The organism is Spongiibacter nanhainus (genome assembly GCF_016132545.1).
Classification (GTDB): domain Bacteria; phylum Pseudomonadota; class Gammaproteobacteria; order Pseudomonadales; family Spongiibacteraceae; genus Spongiibacter; species Spongiibacter nanhainus.
Genome location: NZ_CP066167.1, coordinates 828,841 through 849,876, shown reverse-complemented (window position 1 = coordinate 849,876; position 21,036 = coordinate 828,841). Strand labels below are relative to the sequence as shown.

The following is a 21,036-nucleotide window of genomic DNA, read 5'->3' as shown; positions in this document are numbered from 1 at the left end:
AATTAATGAAGCGGTTTGCCTTAACAAGAGCGACTGGCCAAAATTCGCAAGCACGTGTCCGCTTTTCGCATTCGCCCCTTTTGCCGACTTCGCTATTTTCTAATCATCGCTTTAAGCCAATACAATCCGGCGTCATTTAGGACATCTTCACAGCACTAAATGGCGCGATAACGTAGCGGGGCTTCCGCAAAATACGCCCGCAGAACAATAAGCAATAAGATACTGGAGAAAGCTATGAAGAAGACGATAACCGTGTTCGCCGCCTCAGGCACCGCCGGCCAAGCCTGTGTAAACGAGTGTATCGAGCATCCCGACTTTGAAGTACAGGTGCTAAAACGCAAACCAGGGCAGACTGAAAAATCGTCCTCGGGTGTCTCCAAAGAGGATGCCGAAAAGCAACAACTATGGCAGGACTGGACTGCCCGCGGCGTTAGAATCATCGAGGCTGATGTCACAGATCACGTCGAGCTCATACCGGCACTGCAGGGCACAGACTACCTAGTCTCCTGCGTACCGATATCGGCAACGGAATCCCAGTACCCACTTATCTTTGCCGCAAAGGAAGCGGGTGTAGAGCGTTTTGTCCCCTCGGAATTTGGCTATATCTACGAATGGGAGCAATTCTGGCCAACATCACATCCGCATCGCACCATGGCAAAACAGAAGGCCTTCCTGCGCAGGGTAATAGAACTCTCTGGAATGGACTACACCATCATTCCCGCAGGTCTGTGGCCCGAATATTACATGGTTGAGCCCGTCGTCGTACCGATAGACGGCGACCGGAAAGTGTCCTGGTCTTGCGGTCGAGATGTCGGGCGCATCATCCCCCACGTCCTGGCCCATCCGCTATCCCGCAACGCTCAGTGCCCCGTCGCCGCCACTGCCTATATGAGCTGGAATGAGTTATTGGCCGAGCGGGAAGCCGTATTGGGAAGAAAGGTCGAGCGCGTCTATATGAACGCAGAAGAAATGAAAAAAATGCGCGATGAGTCCGGCCCGGGCTTTGTTCGGGATCTACTGCTACCTATCGGCATCGCCGGCGCCGAATGCCCCGAGGGCATGCCACTGTGGGCAAACTGGAACGGTAGACACCTGCCAGAATTTCAAGGCACGCCGTTAAAAACAGCCATTGCCGAGATCATTGAGCCGGCGGCAGAAATGATGCAACAACTGGTCTAACTCCCCACCCTAGCGGCTTGACGCCCGGCCGGATATCCGCCGGGCTGATCCATTTTTGCCGCGGGTACGTCTAGGACTGGCGGAATTGCTTAAATCCTAGAAGGCGGTCACAAAGCGGACCGCCCTCCGGACAGGAAAGCGTTTACACCGCCACCATTGATTGTTAATTTACGACATCGATAAATAACACCAATAAGAGTTACGTCATTCATGGAGCTGCGCTCATCTTTAAATACGCCACCGGCACGGCATCTGATCCATGGCCTTAACCCGTTGATTACGCTCCTAAAAGAGCACGATATTGACCCGATAGCCCTGCTGGAGAAGGCCCACATCCCGCCGGACTCTCTCGGCAGCACAACCTATCAACTTACCCCCCATCAAGAGCTGGGCTTTACGGAACAAGTCATACTGGCCTTGGATCGCCCCGACCTGGGTTTAGTGGTAGGTAGCCGTTACCACCTCTCTGCTTACGGGCTGCTTGGACTGGCGGTGATGACCAGCCCAGACCTGCTAAGAGGCATGACAGTTCTCTACAAGAACATTCTGATGACCTGGACCTACATGCAATGGATTACCACAGTGCGTGACGGCAAGGCCCACGTCAGTCTTGACAAGTTGCGGGATCTGGGCGGCAGTCATCAGTACATGATTGACCGTGGACTGGTCGCCTCCCATACCATTTTCAAAGAGGCCCTGGGTCGGGACATTCCCGTTCAAGAGGTTCGTCTTAAACACCCGAAGCCCAGCTACGCCGAGGAGTATGAGCGCTATTTTCAATGCCCGGTTATTTTTGAAGCCGAGGAAAACCGCTACACCTTTGCCGCCGACACCCTCTACGAGCCACTGGCCCAGTCCGAACCGGAGACGTCCCGTATTTACGACAAAGAGTGCGAAAAAATCTGCGCACAGCTGGCTAGAAACTACACATTCTCAGACATAGTGCGCAATCACATCCTGTCGTCACCCCGGGAAATCTTTACCCTGGAGACCATTGCCGACTATCTGGGCATGACGCCCCGTACCGTCCAGCGAAAGCTCAGACAGGAAGACACCAGTTACAAGGACATTCTCGAAGACATCCGTAAAAACCTGGCCATCGAGTATTTACAGAGCACCCAGTTCACACTGGAGGACATTGCGGTGCGACTGGGTTATGCCGACGCTTCCAGCTTTTGCCACGCCTATAAACGCTGGACCGGCGACAATCCTTCAGAGGTTCGTCACAAGGTGGCTATTGGTCTCTGAAGCACGAGGGCGAACTGCCGGACCAGCGGCGAAATGCGTGGGAAAAATGCGCTGGATCGCTGTAACCCAGCAACGCCGAAATTTGTTCTATACCGATATCAGTACCGCTTAAATACTCCCTGGCCAGTTCGTAACGGATCTGGTCGACAATCTGTTGATATCCGGTATTTTGCTCTGCCAGACGTCGGCGCAGCGTGCGCCCTGAAATATTGAGCTGTGCAGCGAGGGATTCGATATTGGGAAAATAGCCGGGGCGCAGTAAGAGGCGCTCCCGCACCTCGTCAACAATGCTGACTTCCTCATCCAGGCGCGCCTTCAATCGCTCACAGCGATCAATACACAAAGCCGCAGTGTCGCTATCACACTGCAGCAGAGGCGTCTCCAACACTGCCATGGGCAACTGAATATTATTGCTGTCGCAATCGAACTCTACCGCGCAATTTAGCAACTCTCGATAAATCAATTTTTTCCCTTGAGGCGAATGGGAAAACTGTACTTTAAGCGGCGAAAAATCATCCCCCAATAGCCCCCGCAAAATCATCATTGTCGCCATGACCTCGCGCTCGTTCAGCATAGGAATATCCTCGTCGGCATACTCCTGCGCCTGCATGGTCATTACCAGCACATCGTCTTCAGCAGTAAATTCATGGTCGTAGAAGGCAAAACTCAGCTCCACGAACTGATATGCCAAACGCAGCGCTTCTCCCACGTTCTGCGCACTCATTAAGGCGTAGCCGTATATGCCAAACAAACTCAAGGGATAACACGCGCCCACCTTGAGACCGACCATCGGGTCTCGACTGACTGTGCGCAGGTTGCGCAGAAAAACCAGCTCTTGACTGAGATGCACATGCTGTTCAGGCCGATTGAGTATTGATAGTGACAGGCCGGTTCCCGTCAAAGCCTGCGCTACCGAAATACCTTTTGAGCGCATTGCATTGAGCGGTGCGAGGATGGTTTTAGCCGAGTGATAGCGAGGTTTCATTGTTAACTAGCGCTCCGAATACTTCTTTTTATCTCTACGAAAACACCGTTTAAAAAAATAGCACCACTGTCCGCTTTTCGCAAGGCCGTGTCCACATTTCGCATTCGCTAATTTTTAACGCTCCGTTACTTTAAAACGGCTTAATCGCGTTGGCCAGTCGACCTTGTGCGCTGGATATCGCGGCGAGCCAACAACATAATTCTAAGGAGTTCACGATGTCAGAATCACCAAAAATTGTTGTGTATGGCGGCAGCGGTTATACCGGAAAGCTGGTAGCCGAGTGCCTAGCCGAACGCAATATGCCCTTTTACTTCTCCGGACGTAACCAAGCAAAATTGGAATCGTCGCTTAAAATTGTAGAGGAACGTCTGGGCCGCCCCTGCAACGAAGCCACCATTGTTCAAGCGGCTAATACCCGTGAAGAACTCGTGCCACTGTTTGAAAAAGTGGAAGTAGTCATCAACGTCGCCGGCCCATTCATGCAACTTGCCTGGCCCGTTATTGAAGCGTGCCTGGAGACCAACTGCCACTACCTCGACACCACCGGCGAACAGGACTTTACAATCGTCGCCCGCGACAAGTACGGCAAAGCCTTTGCGGAAAAGAACCTGCTGCTGAGCCCGGCCAACAGTTATATGTGGGTAGCAGGCGCGCTGGCAGCCGAAGTGGTTCTGGAAACCGAAGGCGTCGACACCCTCGACATCACTTACCAAATCAACAACGCCCTGCCTTCTCAGGCCTCGACCAGATCCTTCCTGCGCATGGTGAACAACCCGCAGTACTACATCAAGGACAACGAGATGGTGGAATGGCAAGGCGACCGTCATTACACCATCTGTGTTCCACATTTGTCACAGCCGCAACTGGCTCTGCCGTGGAGCGGTGGCTGTGAGCCGGTTTGGTACGAGCACGATGACCGCGTCCGCAACCTTAAGGTACTCACTGCCTTTGGCGATGAAATCATCGAGGCTGTGGTGGGTCTGGTTCACCGCTTTAATGAAGAGTCTCAGGGAATGACTCAGGAGCAGAAGGAAGAACTGACCAACAACTACGGTGACGAAATGACGCCGGCGGAGCCCCCCAAAGACAGCCGTGACATTCACCGCACAGTGATCACCTGTATTGGCCAGGGTCGCCAGGTCACAACGGTATTCCCGCTGTCACTGAACGCGCCCTACACCTTTACCGGTGAGATTTGTGCAGAGTCAGCATCCCGTTTGCTGAACGGCGACTTGAAAGCCGCAGGCTTCCAATCAGCGACCGGCGCATTCGGCCACAGAGAGCTGCTGGAGCACTTCCACAAAACCGGTTACACCAACCTGCCGGACTAACCGTATAAGCCGGCGGCTTTGCCGCCGGCTTTCAACTCATCGGCTCACTCTCTGCCCTACTGTCTGCCATACTCTCTGCCCTACTCATTGCCCTACTCATTGCCCTACCCATCGACGTATCGAACGACACGCCTTTGGGGATTGACTAGGCCAAGCCGTCAATCCCGCAACAAGCACCTAGCGAATCACTTCCCGCCGATATGCAGTGCCGCGCCCCAAGCTGCGCAAGAAGACAAAATACACGCCGGCAAAGGCCAAATCGGCAACGACTAACAAAGGGAAGCCGATAGGTAGGTCATTAAAGAAAAAGTCGAACCACGCCATCAAAAACACCAGGGTTTTACCCAGACAACCCATCCAGATTATGTCTCGCTTACCAGCCGGGTCCTGAGAGATCGCCCAGTAGCCTACCCCAAAGGTCGCCACCAACACCGCAAACTGATGAATCCAGGGCAAGGCCTCAATCGTCAACCGGTCGGGCATCATCAAAAGCGAGAAAAACAACTCAGAGGCGAACAATAGCGCCAGCGCCGCAGCGAAATTAAATAACGCAGCGAAGCGGAAAAAATTCTTCCAGGTTTGTTCATTTTGCATAGCACAATTCTCTTGTTATTCGAGTGAATTTAATAATAGGAGTTGACCCGTGCCGCCATGATGATTGCAGGCGACAAGTTTTATGTTGATCCGCGACAACGGGCCACATTATGCATTGAACCGCCGCAATTACTGTTAATCTTGCACGTATTCGCCGCCATACCAAAAAAAATCACAGGAGCGAAAATGGCTAAAGACACCGCCGGCTATTCCAGCCAACTTAGCGACTTTCAAAGTCACGGAGAGACCTGCCGGGGAACGCTGCTGCGACCGGATAATCCAGGCCCGAACCCCATCGTTATTCTGGCCCACGGCTTTGCGGCCGAGCGCAGTTTCCAGCTACCCGAAATAGCCCGCCACTTTGTCGAGCACGGCTTTGCCGCCTATTACTTTGACTACCGTTGTTTTGGCGACAGCGACGGTACTCCCCGGCACTGGGTCGACCCCAAACGCCATCAGCAGGACTGGCGCAATGCCATTGCCCACGTCGGTAAGCTAGACGGCATTGATCCCACCCGAATCGTGCTGTGGGGCTCCTCATTCAGTGGTGGTCACGTGTTGCAATTGGCCAGCGAGGACGTGCCGGTTGCCGCGGTTATGGCGCAAGTACCCCATATCAACGGCATCGCGACAGCGCGAAACATTCCGCTGAAAAACCTGTTGCGGATGACGGTTTCCGGCCTTGCGGATACGATCGGCTCGATAGTGGGGTATCAACACTACAGCCCAGTTGTTGGCAGGCCGGGGGACTACGCCACGATGAGCAGTGAAGAGTGCTGGGACGGCTGGTTTAGCATTGTCCCCGAACACTCCCAGTGGCAGAACAAGGTGTTATCGCGGGTGTTCCTCAAGCTGCCCCTGTTCAGCCCCAATCACCACGCGTCCCGCATTAAAGTCCCGACACTAATTATCGCCGGCAAACACGACAGTATTACCCCCGCGCAGTCGGCGAAAAAAATGGCCGAGGACATTCCCCAGGGTGAATACCATGAACTACCCTGCAATCATTTTCAGGTCTATACCGGCAAGTTTTTAGAGCAGGTTCTGGCGATTCAGCTCGACTTTCTCGACAAGCACACTGGTCGGGATATAGCCTGACACGCAGCAAGCGACGCCCACAAAAAACCCGTTACCGAAACATCGGCAACGGGTTTAGCGCAGGTCGTCCAAAGCGCGTCAACGCGCCCGAGCTAGCCGTGCTTAGACGAAGGCCGCCTCATCAATCTCCATCATCAGCTCACTGCCGCTGCGCACTGATGATTCCAGTGCGTCGATCTGCGGCAACAGGCGCTGCATAAAGTAGCGAGCAGTCTGCAGCTTGGCTTTATCAAAATCTTCACCTTGCTGGCTGTTGCCACTCAAAATCGCCTTGGTCTGCATTGCCCACATATAGCTGTAGAGGGTGTAGCCCAACACATGTAGATAGTCGTTGGCAGAGGCGCCGATCAGGTTGGCGTCGCCACCCTGCGCTCCCTCAAGCACGAATGCGGTCAGTGCCTCGAGAGTATCAATCGCACCCGTCATCGGCGACAGAAATTCATCCATGCCGTCGACACCTGCGGCGCTGTCGGCAAAGTCACGCATCTCCTGAATAAGAGTCGCAACGTAGTTGCCACCGTTGGAAGCCACCTTGCGTCCCATCAGGTCCATTGCCTGAATGCCGTTGGTGCCTTCGTAGATTTGCGCGATGCGCACATCACGCACCAACTGCTCCATGCCCCACTCGCGGATATAACCGTGACCACCAAAACACTGCTGGCCCAGTACCGTGCCCTCCAGGCCTTTGTCGGTCAGGAAGGCCTTGGCCACCGGAGTGAGCAGCTCGACCATACCGGCCGCTTTCTGCTTGGCCTCGCCTTCACCGAACTTGGCAACGTCCAACTGCTTGCCGACATAAACGGCAAAGGCCCGCCCCGCCTCGACGAAGGCTTTTTGAGTCATCAGCATACGCCGCACATCGGGATGAACGATAATGGGATCAGCGGGCCCACTTTCGTTTTGGGGACCAGAGGGAGAACGGCTTTGCAGGCGCTCACGGGCGTATTCACAAGACCACTGGTACGCGGCTTGCGCGGCACTAAGGCCCTGAATACCCACCGACAGACGCTCGTAGTTCATCATGGTGAACATGCCCTGCAGGCCTTTGTTGACGTCGCCGACCAGGTAGCCTTCAGCGCCGTCGAAGTTCATCACACAGGTCGCAGAGGCATTGATCCCCATCTTGTGCTCGATGCTGCCGCAGCTGACGCCATTGCTGTCACCGAGGCTGCCGTCGTCATTGACCTTGACCTTGGGCACCAGGAACAGCGAGATACCTTTGGAACCGGCAGGCGCATCCGGCAACTTTGCCAACACTAGGTGAATGATATTCTCGGTCAGGTCGTGGTCACCGCCGGTGATAAAGATTTTGGTGCCAGTGATGGCGTAACTGCCATCGGCGTTGGGCTCAGCCTTGGTGCGGATCATCCCTAGATCGGTACCGGCGTGGGCCTCGGTCAGGCACATCGCACCCGCCCATTTACCGCTGTACATATTAGGCAGGTATTTTTCCTTGAGCTCCTCGGACGCATGGCTGTCAATGGCCAGTGCGGCACCCGAGGTCAGCGTCAAATAGAGACCCATGGCAATGTTGGAGGAATAGAGCATTTCCTCAAACAACAACACCAACATCTTGGGCATATTCTGGCCGCCGAAATCCAGCGGTCCAGATAGGCCGCCCCAGCCGCCTTCAGCCAGCTGTTTAAAGGCCTCGGGATAGCCTTTGGGGGTGGTGACGATACCGTCGTCCCAGTGGACACCCTCTTCGTGGCCAGGCTGGCTCAAAGGCGCCACCAAGTTCTCGTTAATTTTGGCACTTTCATCAAGAATGGCATCGGCCAATTCGCGGTTTACCTCGGCGGTTTCCGGCATGCCCTGCCACAGGGCTTCGGCCTCAAACACCTCGTGAAGAACGAACTGCATATCGCGAAGGGGAGCTTTGTAGTCTGGCATGAGTTTACCTCGAATCGATTGGTTCTGGTCAGTGGACCAGCGTAGCCAAAGTTTACACCGAATTGTTTTCCAATTATGCAAGCATGGGCACTTATTGCGCAAATAGGCGCCGGATGCACAAACGCCGGAACCTCTCGGCTCCGGCGCAATGCGGCAAACTTCGCAGCAAAAACTAGAACGCGAACGCGTCTTCCGGCATCGCCATCAAGGTGTCGGCGCCATTGAGCATCGACAGCTTATGGGATTCGGTGCGCGGCAGGATCCGTTGGAAATAAAACTGGGCGGTCTGCACCTTCGCTTTCAGGAAGGCATCATCTTGATCGCCTTCCAAAGCCACTGCGGCCATTTTTGCCCACATAAAGCCCAGCGCGACGTAACCGGAGTACATCAGGTAGTCCACCGATGCCGCGCCAACTTCGTCGGCGTTGGCCATTGCTTTTTCGCCTAGTTTAGCGGTTATTTCGCCCCATTCACTGTTGAGTTCCGACAACTTATTGATAAAGGGCGTCATTTCGTCCCGGTGTTCCTGAGACTTGCAGAACTTGTGGATCAGCTTAGTAAAGGCCATCAACTGTTTGCCGCCGGTGCCCATCACTTTGCGGCCCAACAGATCCAGCGCCTGAATGCCGGTGGTACCTTCATAGAGAGTCGCAATCCGCAGATCGCGGACAATTTGCTCCATGCCCCATTCGGAGATGTAACCGTGACCACCGTAAACCTGCATGCCGTAGTTGGCAGACTCCAGACCAGTCTCGGTGACAAAGGCTTTGGCAATGGGGGTCAGCAGCTCGGACAACTCTTCGGCGTTTTCCCGGGCCTCTTCATCAGCACCGTAGTAGAAAGTGTCGACCAGCTGGGCTACCCAGTAAATAAAGGCACGGCTGCCCTCGGCCAACGCTTTTTGCGTCAGCAACATGCGCCGCACATCGGGGTGCACAATCAGCGGATCGGCAGGGCCTTCCGGATTTTTGGGGCCGGTCAAAGAACGCATTTGCAGACGCTCGCGGGCATAGGTCAGCGCACCCTGGAAGGACAGCTCACCCGCTGACAGACCTTGCAGTGCGGTACCCAAACGCGCCGAGTTCATCATATGGAACATGGCGTTAAGCCCGCGGTTTTCCTCACCCACGAGGAAGCCGGTGGCGCCGTCAAAGTTCATCACACAGGTCGCGGAGGCCTTGATACCCATTTTGTGTTCAATGCTGCCACAGTGCACCGCGTTGCGATCGCCAATGTTGTTGGCCGCGTCCGGCAGGAACTTGGGTACCAGGAACAGAGAGATGCCCTTGGTGCCCATCGGCGCGCCGTCGATCCGCGCCAGCACCAGATGGACAATATTCTCCATCATGTCGTGCTCGCCACCGGAGATAAAAATCTTGGTGCCGGTGATGTTGTAGCTGCCGTCGGCATTGGGCTCAGCTTTGGTGCGCAAAATACCCAAGTCAGAGCCACAGTGGGGCTCGGTCAGGCACATGGTGCCGCCCCAGGTGCCATCGGTCATTTTGGGCAGATACGTTTCCTGCAGCTCGGCGTTGGCGTAGTTCTCCAACAACCGGGCAGCAGACTGACTGAGGCCGGTGTACATGCCCCAAGACCAACACGCCGAGCTAACCATTTCTGTCAGCACGATGCCGACGGACGGCGGCAGGCCCTGGCCACCGAATTGAGTGTCGGCGGTCATCGAAGGCCATCCGCCTTCGGCGTATTGCTGATAGGCTTCTTTAAAGCCGGTGGGCGTGGTGACCCCCTCTTCCGACCAAGTGCAACCTTCCTGGTCACCCACTTGGTTAAGGGGTGACAGCACGTTCTCAGAAAATTTTGCGCCCTCGGTAATGATGGCGTCGAGCAGGTCTTCGCTGACTTCTTCGCGACCCGCCAGTGCGGCGTAGTGGCTGCTGCTGTCCAGCACATCCTTTAAAACAAATTCGATATCGCGTGTCGGTGCCTTGTACTGCGGCATGGTAGTTACCTCGCGTGTTCGGGCCGGCGGCAGCACGACCATTGGGTCGCAGCGCCGTCACGGCAATGTTGACGGTGACAACTATAGCGAGATTTCTACGCCGCGCAAGGCCGAAACGATCACCCCGAATGTCATTTCGGTCAATTCGTTACGGATTTAGCGAAAAAAATAAAAAATATTATTATTTTCAGTAAGTTACAAAGTAGCACTAGGTTACAAAATAGAGATATCGAGGCAGTTTGCCACGGCATCCAAATCTGTGGCGGCGCCAAGGTGGGGAACCCGCCCCAGGCACGGCGCCATTAAGCGCGCCTCGAGACTGGCAAAGTTTTCGTCCGCACAGGCCATATTGGGATCGATCTGATTGGCCACCCAGCCAGCCAGGGTCAAGCCATCGCGCCGAATTGCCTCCGCCGTCAGTAAAGCGTGATTGAGGCAGCCCAGCTTCATCCCCACCACCAGTATCACCGGCGCTTGCAGCTCCACGGCCAGGTCAGCGAGGCTTTCCCGGTCGTTGACCGGCACCCGCCAGCCGCCGGCACCCTCGATCAGTAACAGATCCGCCGGGCGCATCATGACCCCACGACAAAAGCCGGCCAGCTGGGCCACCGTGACCCGCTTGCCGGCCTGTTGGGCAGCGATATGGGGCGCAATCGGCGGCGCGAAAACCACCGGGTTGAGCTGGGCGTAGGGCAATGCCTCGGTAATTTCCGCCGCCAGGTTCAAGGCGTCGTCGTTGCGCAACGCGCCGTCGCTCATTTCCGCGCCCGCCGCCACCGGCTTGACTGCCAAGGTTCGCAGCCCCCGCTGCTTGGCTGCACGCAATAGGCCGGTGGCCACCAGGGTTTTGCCGGCATCGGTGTCGGTACCGGCGATAAAATAGCTTTTATGGCGCGGCTTAGCCGCGATATCAGTGTTCGGCATAGGGCTTGCTCACCGTAATATTCCAAACTTGATAACTGGCCGGTAACCGTCCTTCGTCGTCTCTGAACTGCTCGTAAGCTGCAGTAAGACGACTCAATCGCTGCCGCCCGGTCAGCCCGCCAGGGCGCCCATCGTTGACGTTGTGGGCGCCGAGGCTTTTCAGTTCCCGGGTCAACTCGCCGAGACGCTGGTAATAGACGGCTTCGGGGATATCCAACCAACTGTCCAAATGCAGCCGACTGGCGTGGATGGCCTCTTCAATGGTCGCTCGGGACTCAAAGGCATTGACGTGAACATAGCCGTCCACCTGCTGCCACGCCGCCCGCAGCTCGTGCAGGGTCTCCGGGCCCAGAGTCGCTATCACCGCCACGCCTCCCGGGCGCAGCACCCGCTCCAGCTCAGTGTAGAGCGCGCCGGGCTTATGACACCACTGCAGGGATAGGCTGGAAAAAATCACATCGACACTGTCGTCCGCTAAGGGCAGGTCCTCGGCATCTCCGCAAATCCACTGATCGACCTGAGTGTCAGCGGCTTGCTGGCAGCGCTGCCGGGCGTAATCCAGCATGCCCTCGGCAATATCCAGGGCGAGCAGTTCGCCGCCGCCAGCCCGCTCGGCAAGGGCCGGCAGGCTATAACCGGTGCCGCAACCCAAATCCACCAGCCGTTTATCACGGCAATCCGGCAGCGATGCCAACAAGCGATCTGCCACCCGCCGCTGCAACTCTGCAACACTGTCGTAACTCTGCGCTGCGCGACTGAAAGAGCGCGCCACGTCGCGCTTAAATTGGCGGTCGCTGAGCCAGTGCTGTTCCCGCTGGAGTGCAGACTCCCCCAGTAATCCGCTGCGCTCAAAAAAGCGCTGGCAGCATGCCAAAAAATCCGCTGCCCGCGACACAAAGGGCAGGTGCCCACAGCCGGCCATGACCTCGCAATGCTGATCGGCGCAACGCTCCGCTATCGCAGTGGCAGCCGACACCGGCACCAGGGCATCCGATTCGCCAAACACATGCATGGTGGGACAGGCGATTTGCGTGAGTTCGGACGTATTGTCCCAGTCCCGCAGCCAGTTCAAACCGGTCAGCAGCGCACTGTGGGACTGGGTATGGGGCAACCCAGACAAGGCCGCCATGACCCTATCCCGCTGCTCGTCACCGTGGCTTTGCAGCAATTGGAAGCGCGACAGGCCTTTATCAGGACGCTGCTCAAACAAACGATAAAAACTGTCAAAGGTCGCCGGCGCCATTGCCGCCGGCCAAGCGTCATTGGCCACAAAACAGCTATTGCTGGCAACGGTGACCAGACCGCTGACCCGCCGGGGATGACGCGCCGCCAGACGGGTGGCGATCATCCCGCCCAGAGACCAGCCCAGGTAAACCGCGCGCGGGGGAAGATAAGGCAACAGCGCGGCAAGGGGGTCCTCTGCGTCCAGTGGCAGATCCAGCAGGGTAATATTAAAATCCCGCCGCAAGGCCGGCAGCAGGTGACGCCAAATATGGCTTGAGCTGGCCCAGCCAGTGAGCAAGACCACCTCCCCTGCGTCCGCGCTGAAGGCGGGCAGGCGCTCCCGATACACCGCCGTCATCAGTCCTGTGGGCTCCTGTGTTGCGGCTGCCAGGCCTCCGACAAGACCTCAAGCAGTGTATCGATGTCCTTTTCAGTGTGGGCCGCGGAGAGCGTTATACGCAGTCGGGATGTACCTTGGGGGACAGTGGGCGGGCGAATAGCGGAAATCAGCACACCGCGCTCTTCCAGGTCCCGGCTAATCGCCAGTGCCCGCTCCTCTTCTCCCACCAGCAGAGGCTGAATCGCTGTGGTAGAAGCCATCAGCGGCAAGCCCAGGGCCTGGGCGCCGGTGCGAAAGCGGGTAATTAACGAACTGAGGTGCTGACGCCGCCAGGCTTCCGTCTCAAGTAGGTCCAGCGCCGCCAAGGTCGCCGCCGCCACCGCAGGAGGCATGGCGGTGGTATAGATATAGGGGCGGGCAAATTGAATCAGGCTCTCGATCAAGGTTTCGCTGCCGGCGACAAAGGCACCGAAACTGCCAATGGCCTTGCCCAATGTCCCCATCAACACCGGCAGCTGCTGCTGATCCAGCCCCGCCTCTTGGGCACTGCCAGCGCCGTGCTCCCCCAACACCCCAAAGCCGTGGGCGTCGTCCGCCATCAGCCAGGCATTGTGCTGGGCACTGAGGGACGCCAGCTCCGCCAGCGGCGCCCGGTCGCCATCCATACTGTAGACGGCATCCACCACAATCAGGCGCTGACCGTCGTCGGGGAGTTTGCTCAACCGGCGGGACAGGTCGTCCAGGCTGTTGTGTTGAAAGCGTTGAAAGCGGGCACCGCTGAGCAGGCCGGCATCCAGCAGTGATGCATGGTTGAGGCGGTCTTCTAAAATGTGATCGCCCTTGCCCAACAGCGCGGAGACGGTGCCCAGATTGGCCATGTAGCCGGTGGAGAACAGCAGCGCCCGATCGCGGCCGGTGATGGCAGCCAGTCGCTGCTCCAGCTGATGGTGAATATCGGAGTGACCACAGACCAGATGCGAAGCGCCAGCGCCAACGCCGCGGCGATCCGCAGTTTGCTGCATCGCGTCGACAAGCGCGGGGTGATTGGCCAGGCCCAGGTAATCGTTGCTGCAGAATTGCAGGACGCGGCGGCCGTTGAGCTGGATTTCCCGCCCCTGGGGCGATGCGACAGTGCGCCGCCGCCGATAGCGGGATTGGGATTGACGCTCTTGCAACCGGCGCCGCAGTACGGCGTCCATCATGGCCTAGGCCGTGGCGTCGTAGAAGAACTTGTCGTTTTGCGCTTTTTCCACCTGCCCCAGCAGTGCCTCGCTCTGATCGGCGTCATCCTGCTCGACATGGCGCTCCTCGGGACGGATACCCAGGCGCTTAAACAGCATCATGTCTTCGTTGGCTTCCGGGTTGGGAGTGGTAAGCAGCTTTTCGCCGTAGAAGATGGAGTTGGCTCCGGCAAAATAGGCCAGGGCGTGCATCTGCTCGTTCATTTCCTCACGCCCCGCAGACAAGCGCACGTGGGATTTGGGCATCATGATCCGGGCCACGGCGATGGTGCGGATAAAATCGAAGGGATCCAGATCGGCCTGTTCCGCCAGGGGCGTGCCCTCGACTTTCACCAGCATATTGATGGGCACGCTTTCCGGCTGCACCGGCAGGTTGGCCAGTTGAATCAACAGCCCGGCGCGATCGCTAACGGTTTCGCCCATGCCCACAATACCGCCACTGCACACCTTGATGCCGGCATCGCGGACGTGGCCCAGAGTGGTCAGACGATCCTGGTAGGTGCGGGTGGTGATAATCTCGCCGTAATACTCCGGCGAGGTGTCGAGGTTGTGGTTGTAATAGTCCAGGCCGGCGTCGGCCAGCTCTTTGGCCTGCTCGTCACTGAGCATACCCAGGGTCATACAGGTTTCCAGGCCCAGCTCCTTCACGCCTTTGACCATGGCAGTCACATAGGGCATGTCGCGCTTTTTGGGAGAGCGCCAGGCGGCGCCCATACAGAAGCGGCTGGCACCCTGTGCCTTGGCATCCCGGGCTTCTGAGAGCACTTTTTCCACTTCCATCAATTTTTCTTTTTCCAGGCCGGTGTCGTAGCGGTTGCTCTGGGGGCAGTACTTACAGTCCTCCGGGCAAGCGCCAGTTTTAATGGACAGCAGCGTGCTGACCTGGACCTCATTGGGGTCAAAATTGGCGCGATGCACCGTTTGCGCCTGGAACAGCAAATCGTTGAAAGGCAGATCGAACAGGGCCTGAACTTCCTCTGGTGTCCAGTTTTGGCGTGGCTCGGTGGCGTGGGAAACTGTCATGGTGCTGTCCTTTTTGTACTTGCCTTGTTTGTACTAGCCTTTATCGTACTAGTCTTCAATAGTGTTACTAGCCCTTTTGTGCCGGCAACGATGCTGTGGCAGACCGCCTATGATAAAGCGCCGGCACCCACTGTCAACCCGCAGGGATCGCCGTGGTTAACAGCTCACTCAATAGATTGATTTACAAGCTTTTTCCGGGGCGATGCGTGCTGTGCATGGCAAGCTCGAGACGCCACCTCGACCTGTGCGCGGACTGCGAACGCTCGCTGCCCTGGCTGGAACGGCAATGCCGCCGCTGCGCCCTGCCCCTGGACGGCGACGATGGCGCGATGTGTGGACAGTGCCTGACCACCCCACCCCACTTCCAGCGCTGCCTGTGCCCGCTGCGCTACGACTTCCCGGTTGACCGCCTTATCACCGGCCTCAAGCATCACGGCAGGCTGCCCTATTCCCGGGTGCTGAGTCAGCTGTGGCTACAACAGTTGGAAGACCGAGCTCTGGCCTCGGCCCCGGATTTGATCCTGCCGGTGCCACTTCACTGGCGCCGGCAATTGTTCAGGGGCTTTAACCAATCCCGTTTTATCGCCGAGGACCTGGCCCGGGCGCTGGACATCCCTCTTATTGACCCACTGCGCCGGCGGCGGGCCACACCACCACAACAGGGGCTGAGCGCGGCCCAGCGGCGCCGCAACCTGCGCCGGGCTTTTATTGCCAAAGCAGACGCAGAGCTTTCCGCCCGGCATATCGCCCTGGTTGACGATGTTGTTACCACTGGCAGCACCGCCAACACCCTGGCAAAACTGTTGCTAGACTGCGGCGCCCGGCGGGTCGACGTCTGGTGCCTGGCCCGCACACCATAATCCGGCAAGCGCTTGCTAAACACCGCCACTACCTTTAAAAAGGACCCTCGTTCACGCAAAGGGTTGCCGTTATGGGGGATCAGGATCGCCATCAGGCCTTCGCCACCTTAAACCCGGACCGGGTTGTCGACGCCGTGGAAAGCCAAGGCTTTGTCGGCGACTTGCGAGTTTTTGCTCTGAACAGCTACGAAAATCGGGTTTATCAATTTGGGCTGGAAGACGCCGAGCCGATCGTGGTGAAGTTTTATCGCCCTGATCGCTGGAGCGACGCCCAGATTGAAGAAGAACACCAATTTACCTGGGAGCTGGCCGAGGCCGACATCCCGGTGATTCCACCCTGGCGCAACGCCCAGGGTCAAACACTGTTTCACTATGAAGACCAGCGCTTCTCGGTCTTTCCCCGCCGAGGCGGACACGCTCCCGCCCTGGATGACCTGGACAACCTGTTCCAATTGGGACGCCTGTTCGGCCGGCTGCATCTAGTGGGCGCCACCCGCCCTTATCACAACCGCCCCACCCTGGATGTCGACAGCTTTGGCGAAACCAGCCGGGAGCGTATTCTGGACGGCTTTATTCCCGACTCCCTGCGGGAGGCCTATCAAGGTCTGAGCCGGCAATTGTTGGACGAAACCCGCTCTCGCATCGATGCGGTGCAGCCAACCTACATCCGCTGCCACGGCGACGGCCACGTCGGCAATATTCTGTGGCGGGGTGAAGAGACCTGGCTGGTGGATCTGGACGACAGTCGCATGGCCCCGGCCATTCAGGACCTGTGGATGTTCCTGTCGGGCAGTCGCGACAATCAGCAGCGGGCGCTGCTGGAGCTGGTTGAAGGCTACAATGAATTCTACGACTTTTCTCCCAAAGAGCTGGCACTAATCGAGCCTCTGCGCAGCCTGCGGATCATGCACCACGCCGGCTGGCTGGCCAGCCGCTGGCACGATCCGGCCTTTCCCCTTGCCTTCCCCTGGTTCAATACTGAGCGCTTTTGGGGAGAGCACATTCTGGCACTGCGGGAACAACTGGCCGCTTTACAGGAGCCCGCCCTCGCCCTACCGGTGTAGACGCCGGATGGTCAACGCATTTCGGCGCTGGATTAACGGCTATTTTCTGACTTATGATCCACCGAGCTATTTACGGACCTGTACCGTCATCGCCGCGGCTATGACACGGCCCAATAATAGCGTACGCGGACGGCCAGGAAGACCCACTTGTTACAGCGGGCGGCCGCCCATGAAGGAATTTCTCTGAACAAGGAAACAGGAATGTTTAAAAAATCATTGCAGACCATCACAGTGGCTGCCACTGTTGTCACTGCCTCGGGCTGCGCTGCCGTCGCGTCTCCCGTCGGCCAGGGTGCACTTTTCACATCGGTACAAGGCCCCGTCACTGCCACTCCCAACGCCGCCGTCAGCAAGGTAGGCGAAAGTTGCGCGAGCAATGTTCTGGGGCTCTTTGCCACTGGCGATGCCTCTATCGAGCAAGCGCGACGAAACGGTGGCATCAACGAGGTTTCCACCATCGACCATCACTCTACATCGGTGCTGTTTATCTACTCGAAATTCTGCACTGTTGTAAGGGGACAGTAAGTCGCCCCGATACAGCGCCGGCCCGCCGGCGCTGACAAATGCCAACCCCGCCACAAACGCTGCCGTCGACACATCCAAACAGATGTAACCCCCGTAAACATGGGTTAGACTTTATATTGATCCGTCCGCGCTGAAGCTCAGGGAAGTGCCGCCAGCGTCAGACCTAAACTTAATAATAGTGAGACGGTAAAGCACTATGTTTACCCTTCGTGTTAACGGCGTAAGTCACAGCGTCGATGTCCCTGGTGACAAGCCCCTGCTCTGGGTGTTGCGGGAAAACCTGAAACTCACCGGCAGCAAATACGGCTGTGGTCAGGCTCTGTGTGGCGCCTGCACTGTCCACGTCGACGGACAACCGGTGCGAGCCTGCGTCATGCCGGTCAAGGCTGTTGGCGAACGCGAGATCCGTACCATTGAATCGGCAAGCCAGGACAATGTCGGCCGTTTGGTCCAGGATGCCTGGAAAAGCCTGAACGTGCCCCAGTGCGGTTACTGTCAGTCTGGCCAAATTATGGCGGCGACAGCCCTGCTCAAGGACAACCCCAGCCCCAGCGATCGTGATATAGACGAAGCCATGTCCGGCAACATTTGTCGCTGTGGCACCTATCCGAGGATCCGTCGCGCGATTCACAAAATCGCCACCGAACAGCTGTAGGGGGGAGACAACATGAGCACATCCAAAATCAATTTACCCCGCAGCCAAGGCATAAGCCGCCGACATTTTTTGCAGCTGTCAGCGCTGGCCGGCGGCGGTTTACTGGTCGCTTGCGGTGGTGGCGGTTCCGGGTCGTCATCCCCCAACAACACACCCGATGGCCCGGGCGGCGGCGAACCCAGCGAGGTGCAGCAAACCGAACTGGGCGAATTCATGCGCATCGGCAGTGACGGCAGCATCACCGTATTAGTCGGTGCGAGCGAAATCGGCCAGGGCGCACTGACCGCCATCCCCATGATTGTCGCCGAGGAAATGGATGCCGACTGGGATCGCGTCAAAGCCGAGCACTCTCCGGTCGCCGCCCAATTTAACAACCCCTATTTTGGCAGCCTGCTGCAATGGACGGTGGCCAGTTCATCGATCCGGGGCTTCTACGATCCCCAGCGAGAAGTGGGAGCCACCGTACGGCATATGTTGATCCAGGCCGCTGCCAGGCGCTGGGAAGTGCCAGCGGAAACACTGACCACCGAGCGGGGCTATGTCATCGACGAGGCCAATGGCCGCACCGCTGGCTACGGTGAGCTCGCCGCAGCCGCCGCCGAAGAGCCGGTGCCCACCTTTCCGGCCATGAAGGACCCCTCCCAGTTCCGCATTATCGGCACCAACCGCCAGCGCCTGGATATCGACAGTAAAGTCGACGGCAGCATGCAGTACGGCATCGACGTGGATCTGCCCGGCATGCTGACGGCGGTAATTGCGCGGCCGCCCCGCTTTGGCGGCCAGCCCTTGAGTGTCGATGACAACGCGGCCCGAGCTGTGCCGGGGGTGCGGGATGTCTTTAGTATCGTTTCTGGTGTCGCCATTGTCGCCGACGATTTCTGGTCTGCGGAGCAAGGTCGAAAGGCGCTGGAAGTGCAGTGGGCCGAACTGCTGGCCGGACGGACCGACTCCCAGGCAACCCGCAGCACCTACGGCCTGAAACTCAATCTACCGGGGGTGCCACTGCGCATTGACGGTCTGGCACTACTGGCCCAGACCCTGGCCTCGCAAACCTTCAGCGCCGACTACCACTTCCCCTTTATGGCCCACGCCGCTATGGAGCCTCTCAACGTGGTAGTGGACTACCGTGGCAGCCGCGCCGATATTTGGACCGGCAGCCAGTCCCCCACGCTGGATAAGGTCTTTGCCGCCGCGACCCTGGGCTTGCTGCCAGCGCAGATCAACTTCCACAACATGCCCAGTGGCGGTGGCTTTGGTCGCCGCGGCAACCCGGTAGCCGATTATGTTCGCGACGCCTGCCAGGTAGCCCGTCAACTGCAGCAACCGGTGAAAGTAATCTGGACCCGTGAAGACGATATGAAGGGTGGCTTCTACCGACCTGCCGCCGCCAACCGCCTGTCAGCTTCGGTGGATAATGCCGGCAATATCACTGCCTGGACCCACCGCTCCGTGACCCAAGACGTCACCGCTCTGCTCTATGTGGAAGAGATCGTCGACATTATCGCCGACACGGAACTGCCGCCACTGAAAGAGCTGACCGACTTGGAAGTGGGCATGCCCTATGACATAGACAACGTGTTGATGGACTTCCACCTAGAGGCCAACCTCAACATGCCGGCGCTGTGGATGCGCTCGGTGAACAAGTTTACCGACGTCTTCGCCCAGGAGACTTTCTTCGACACCGTCGCCCAGCAAATGGGGCGCGAACCCTACCAGTTCCGCCGACAACTGCTTGCCAACCGGCCACGGCATCTGGCGGTGCTGGACGCCGCCGCCCAGGCCGCCAACTGGGGAGCTCCCAGCCAGGGCACCCACCAGGGTATTGCGGTGATGCATCACTGGAAAAGCTGGATAGCCCAAGTGGTTGAGATCAGCATCAATAGCGAGCGAGAAGTCACCATCCACCGGGTGGTGAGCGCCGTTGATTGCGGCACTGCCATCAATCCCGACCTGGTGGTGGCTCAGATTGAATCCGCCGTGATTTTTGCCCTGTCCAGTGTCTTGTTCGGTGAGATTACTCTGGAGGACGGCGTAGTCCAGCAAACCAATTTTGACGATTACCCGGTCCTGCGGATGTATCAAACACCCCAGATTGACACCGTGATCGTCGACAGTGGCAACGATCCGGGTGGCGTCGGCGAGATAGGTGTTCCCTGTGTCGGACCCGCCCTGGCCAACGCTATTTTTGCCGCCACTGGCGAGCCGATTCGAGAGCTGCCCCTCAAGAATCTCGGCTATCGTTTCGCGTAACAGGGGGAGACCACAATGAAATTTAGCCATCCTGCACTGCGCACCGCGTGGCACGCTGTCGCGATGATTGTTGCCGGACTGTTATTTGGCGCACCAGTTCACGCCCAGTCGCCACTGTTCGACCCTATATACCAAGTATTAACTCACCCCCGCTGTATGAACTGCCACACGGTCACGGAGTTTCCACGGCAGGGCATGGAGCGCCGCCGCCACGACCAACTGGTGATACGGGGCGAAGACAATCACGGCGCCCCCACACTGCAGTGCAGCGCCTGTCACCAGGACGAAAATGTGGCGGATGGCGAGGTACCCGGCGCTCCCCACTGGGCGCTGGCACCACTGAGCATGGGCTGGGAGGGGCTGTCGCCAGTCGAGTTGTGTCAGGCCCTGAAAGATACCAACAAAAACGGCAATAGAAGCCTGAGCGACCTCCTTCACCACATGGAGGAAGACGCGCTGGTGTTATGGGGATGGACTCCGGGGGGCGACCGCGAACCGCCCCCTATCCCCCACCCCGAGTTTGTTGAACTGTTGGAGCTGTGGGTTAACGCCGGCGGCCCCTGCTAGCGGCTGCCCACACTTATAGCGTTTACATTTGGCGGTTTATCTCCGAATATCTGTAGTTAGAAAAGAATAACAGCG

The 21,036-nt window shown here is 57.7% G+C and carries 18 protein-coding genes; 10 read left to right on the top strand and 8 right to left on the bottom strand.

The genetic code is table 11. The annotated features are described in order from the left end of the window. Positions 1 to 234: 234 nt before the first annotated feature. Entirely contained in the window at positions 235 to 1,179 is a 945-nt protein-coding gene (locus I6N98_RS03850; protein ID WP_198570488.1) for an NmrA family NAD(P)-binding protein, read from the top strand. A 210-nt stretch (positions 1,180 to 1,389) separates the two neighbouring features. Beyond that, a complete protein-coding gene (locus I6N98_RS03845) occupies positions 1,390 to 2,427 on the top strand; it encodes an AraC family transcriptional regulator (protein ID WP_198570487.1) in 1,038 nt (345 codons plus the stop codon). Here the strand turns inward: I6N98_RS03845 and I6N98_RS03840 are convergent. Continuing rightward, complete coding sequence (locus I6N98_RS03840; protein ID WP_198570486.1) at positions 2,414 to 3,412, bottom strand: AraC family transcriptional regulator; 999 nt, start codon at positions 3,410 to 3,412, stop codon at positions 2,414 to 2,416. The two genes, I6N98_RS03845 and I6N98_RS03840, sit on opposite strands and share 14 nt — an antisense overlap. Positions 3,413 to 3,627: 215 nt before the next feature. Between I6N98_RS03840 and I6N98_RS03835 the strand changes: the two genes are divergently transcribed. Next, complete coding sequence (locus I6N98_RS03835; RefSeq protein ID WP_198570485.1) at positions 3,628 to 4,743, top strand: saccharopine dehydrogenase family protein; 1,116 nt, start codon at positions 3,628 to 3,630, stop codon at positions 4,741 to 4,743. Positions 4,744 to 4,920: 177 nt separating this feature from the next. Here the strand turns inward: I6N98_RS03835 and I6N98_RS03830 are convergent, their stop codons facing one another. Continuing rightward, complete coding sequence (locus tag I6N98_RS03830) at positions 4,921 to 5,337, bottom strand: hypothetical protein (protein ID WP_198570484.1); 417 nt, start codon at positions 5,335 to 5,337, stop codon at positions 4,921 to 4,923. Between the two features lie 186 nt (positions 5,338 to 5,523). Here I6N98_RS03830 and I6N98_RS03825 point away from each other — a divergent pair, with 186 nt between their 5' ends. Then, a complete protein-coding gene (locus tag I6N98_RS03825) occupies positions 5,524 to 6,435 on the top strand; it encodes an alpha/beta hydrolase (RefSeq protein ID WP_198570483.1) in 912 nt (303 codons plus the stop codon). 102 nt (positions 6,436 to 6,537) lie between these two features. On the opposite strand, the gene I6N98_RS03820 is transcribed toward I6N98_RS03825, so the two are convergent. The 6 genes from I6N98_RS03820 to bioB form a co-directional block, all read right to left on the bottom strand. After that, positions 6,538 to 8,328, bottom strand: a complete 1,791-nt coding sequence (locus I6N98_RS03820) for an acyl-CoA dehydrogenase C-terminal domain-containing protein (RefSeq protein ID WP_198570482.1) — start codon at positions 8,326 to 8,328, stop codon at positions 6,538 to 6,540. 172 nt (positions 8,329 to 8,500) lie between these two features. Further along, entirely contained in the window at positions 8,501 to 10,288 is a 1,788-nt protein-coding gene (locus I6N98_RS03815; protein WP_198570481.1) for an acyl-CoA dehydrogenase C-terminal domain-containing protein, read from the bottom strand. A 213-nt stretch (positions 10,289 to 10,501) separates the two neighbouring features. Beyond that, positions 10,502 to 11,212, bottom strand: a complete 711-nt coding sequence (gene bioD, locus I6N98_RS03810) for a dethiobiotin synthase (protein ID WP_198570480.1) — start codon at positions 11,210 to 11,212, stop codon at positions 10,502 to 10,504. Continuing rightward, entirely contained in the window at positions 11,199 to 12,794 is a 1,596-nt protein-coding gene (gene bioC / locus I6N98_RS03805; protein ID WP_198570479.1) for a malonyl-ACP O-methyltransferase BioC, read from the bottom strand. The genes bioD and bioC overlap by 14 nt, the downstream gene beginning before the upstream one ends. Then, entirely contained in the window at positions 12,794 to 13,975 is a 1,182-nt protein-coding gene (bioF, locus tag I6N98_RS03800) for an 8-amino-7-oxononanoate synthase (protein WP_198571534.1), read from the bottom strand. The genes bioC and bioF overlap by 1 nt, the downstream gene beginning before the upstream one ends. 6 nt (positions 13,976 to 13,981) lie before the next feature. Next, positions 13,982 to 15,040 (bottom strand): biotin synthase BioB, encoded by a 1,059-nt coding sequence (gene bioB / locus I6N98_RS03795; protein ID WP_198570478.1) that lies wholly within the window; start codon positions 15,038 to 15,040, stop codon positions 13,982 to 13,984. Between the two features lie 152 nt (positions 15,041 to 15,192). Here bioB and I6N98_RS03790 point away from each other — a divergent pair, with 152 nt between their 5' ends. From I6N98_RS03790 to I6N98_RS03765, 6 genes are all read left to right on the top strand, one after another. Next, positions 15,193 to 15,900 carry a double zinc ribbon domain-containing protein gene (locus tag I6N98_RS03790; RefSeq protein WP_420496981.1) on the top strand — a complete coding sequence of 236 codons (708 nt, stop codon included), beginning with the start codon at positions 15,193 to 15,195 and terminating at the stop codon, positions 15,898 to 15,900. A 71-nt stretch (positions 15,901 to 15,971) separates the two neighbouring features. Further along, positions 15,972 to 16,964, top strand: coding sequence for a serine/threonine protein kinase (locus I6N98_RS03785; protein ID WP_198570476.1), 993 nt, complete (start codon positions 15,972 to 15,974; stop codon positions 16,962 to 16,964). A gap of 201 nt (positions 16,965 to 17,165) precedes the next feature. Continuing rightward, a complete protein-coding gene (locus I6N98_RS03780) occupies positions 17,166 to 17,489 on the top strand; it encodes a TRL-like family protein (protein WP_198570475.1) in 324 nt (107 codons plus the stop codon). A gap of 196 nt (positions 17,490 to 17,685) precedes the next feature. Then, positions 17,686 to 18,144, top strand: a complete 459-nt coding sequence (locus I6N98_RS03775) for a (2Fe-2S)-binding protein (RefSeq protein ID WP_198570474.1) — start codon at positions 17,686 to 17,688, stop codon at positions 18,142 to 18,144. A gap of 12 nt (positions 18,145 to 18,156) precedes the next feature. Further along, complete coding sequence (locus tag I6N98_RS03770; protein ID WP_198570473.1) at positions 18,157 to 20,394, top strand: xanthine dehydrogenase family protein molybdopterin-binding subunit; 2,238 nt, start codon at positions 18,157 to 18,159, stop codon at positions 20,392 to 20,394. A 15-nt stretch (positions 20,395 to 20,409) separates the two neighbouring features. Further along, the gene (locus tag I6N98_RS03765) at positions 20,410 to 20,961 is read left to right on the top strand and encodes a hypothetical protein (protein WP_198570472.1); all 552 of its coding nucleotides are present in this window, start codon (positions 20,410 to 20,412) and stop codon (positions 20,959 to 20,961) included. Positions 20,962 to 21,036 lie beyond the last annotated feature (75 nt).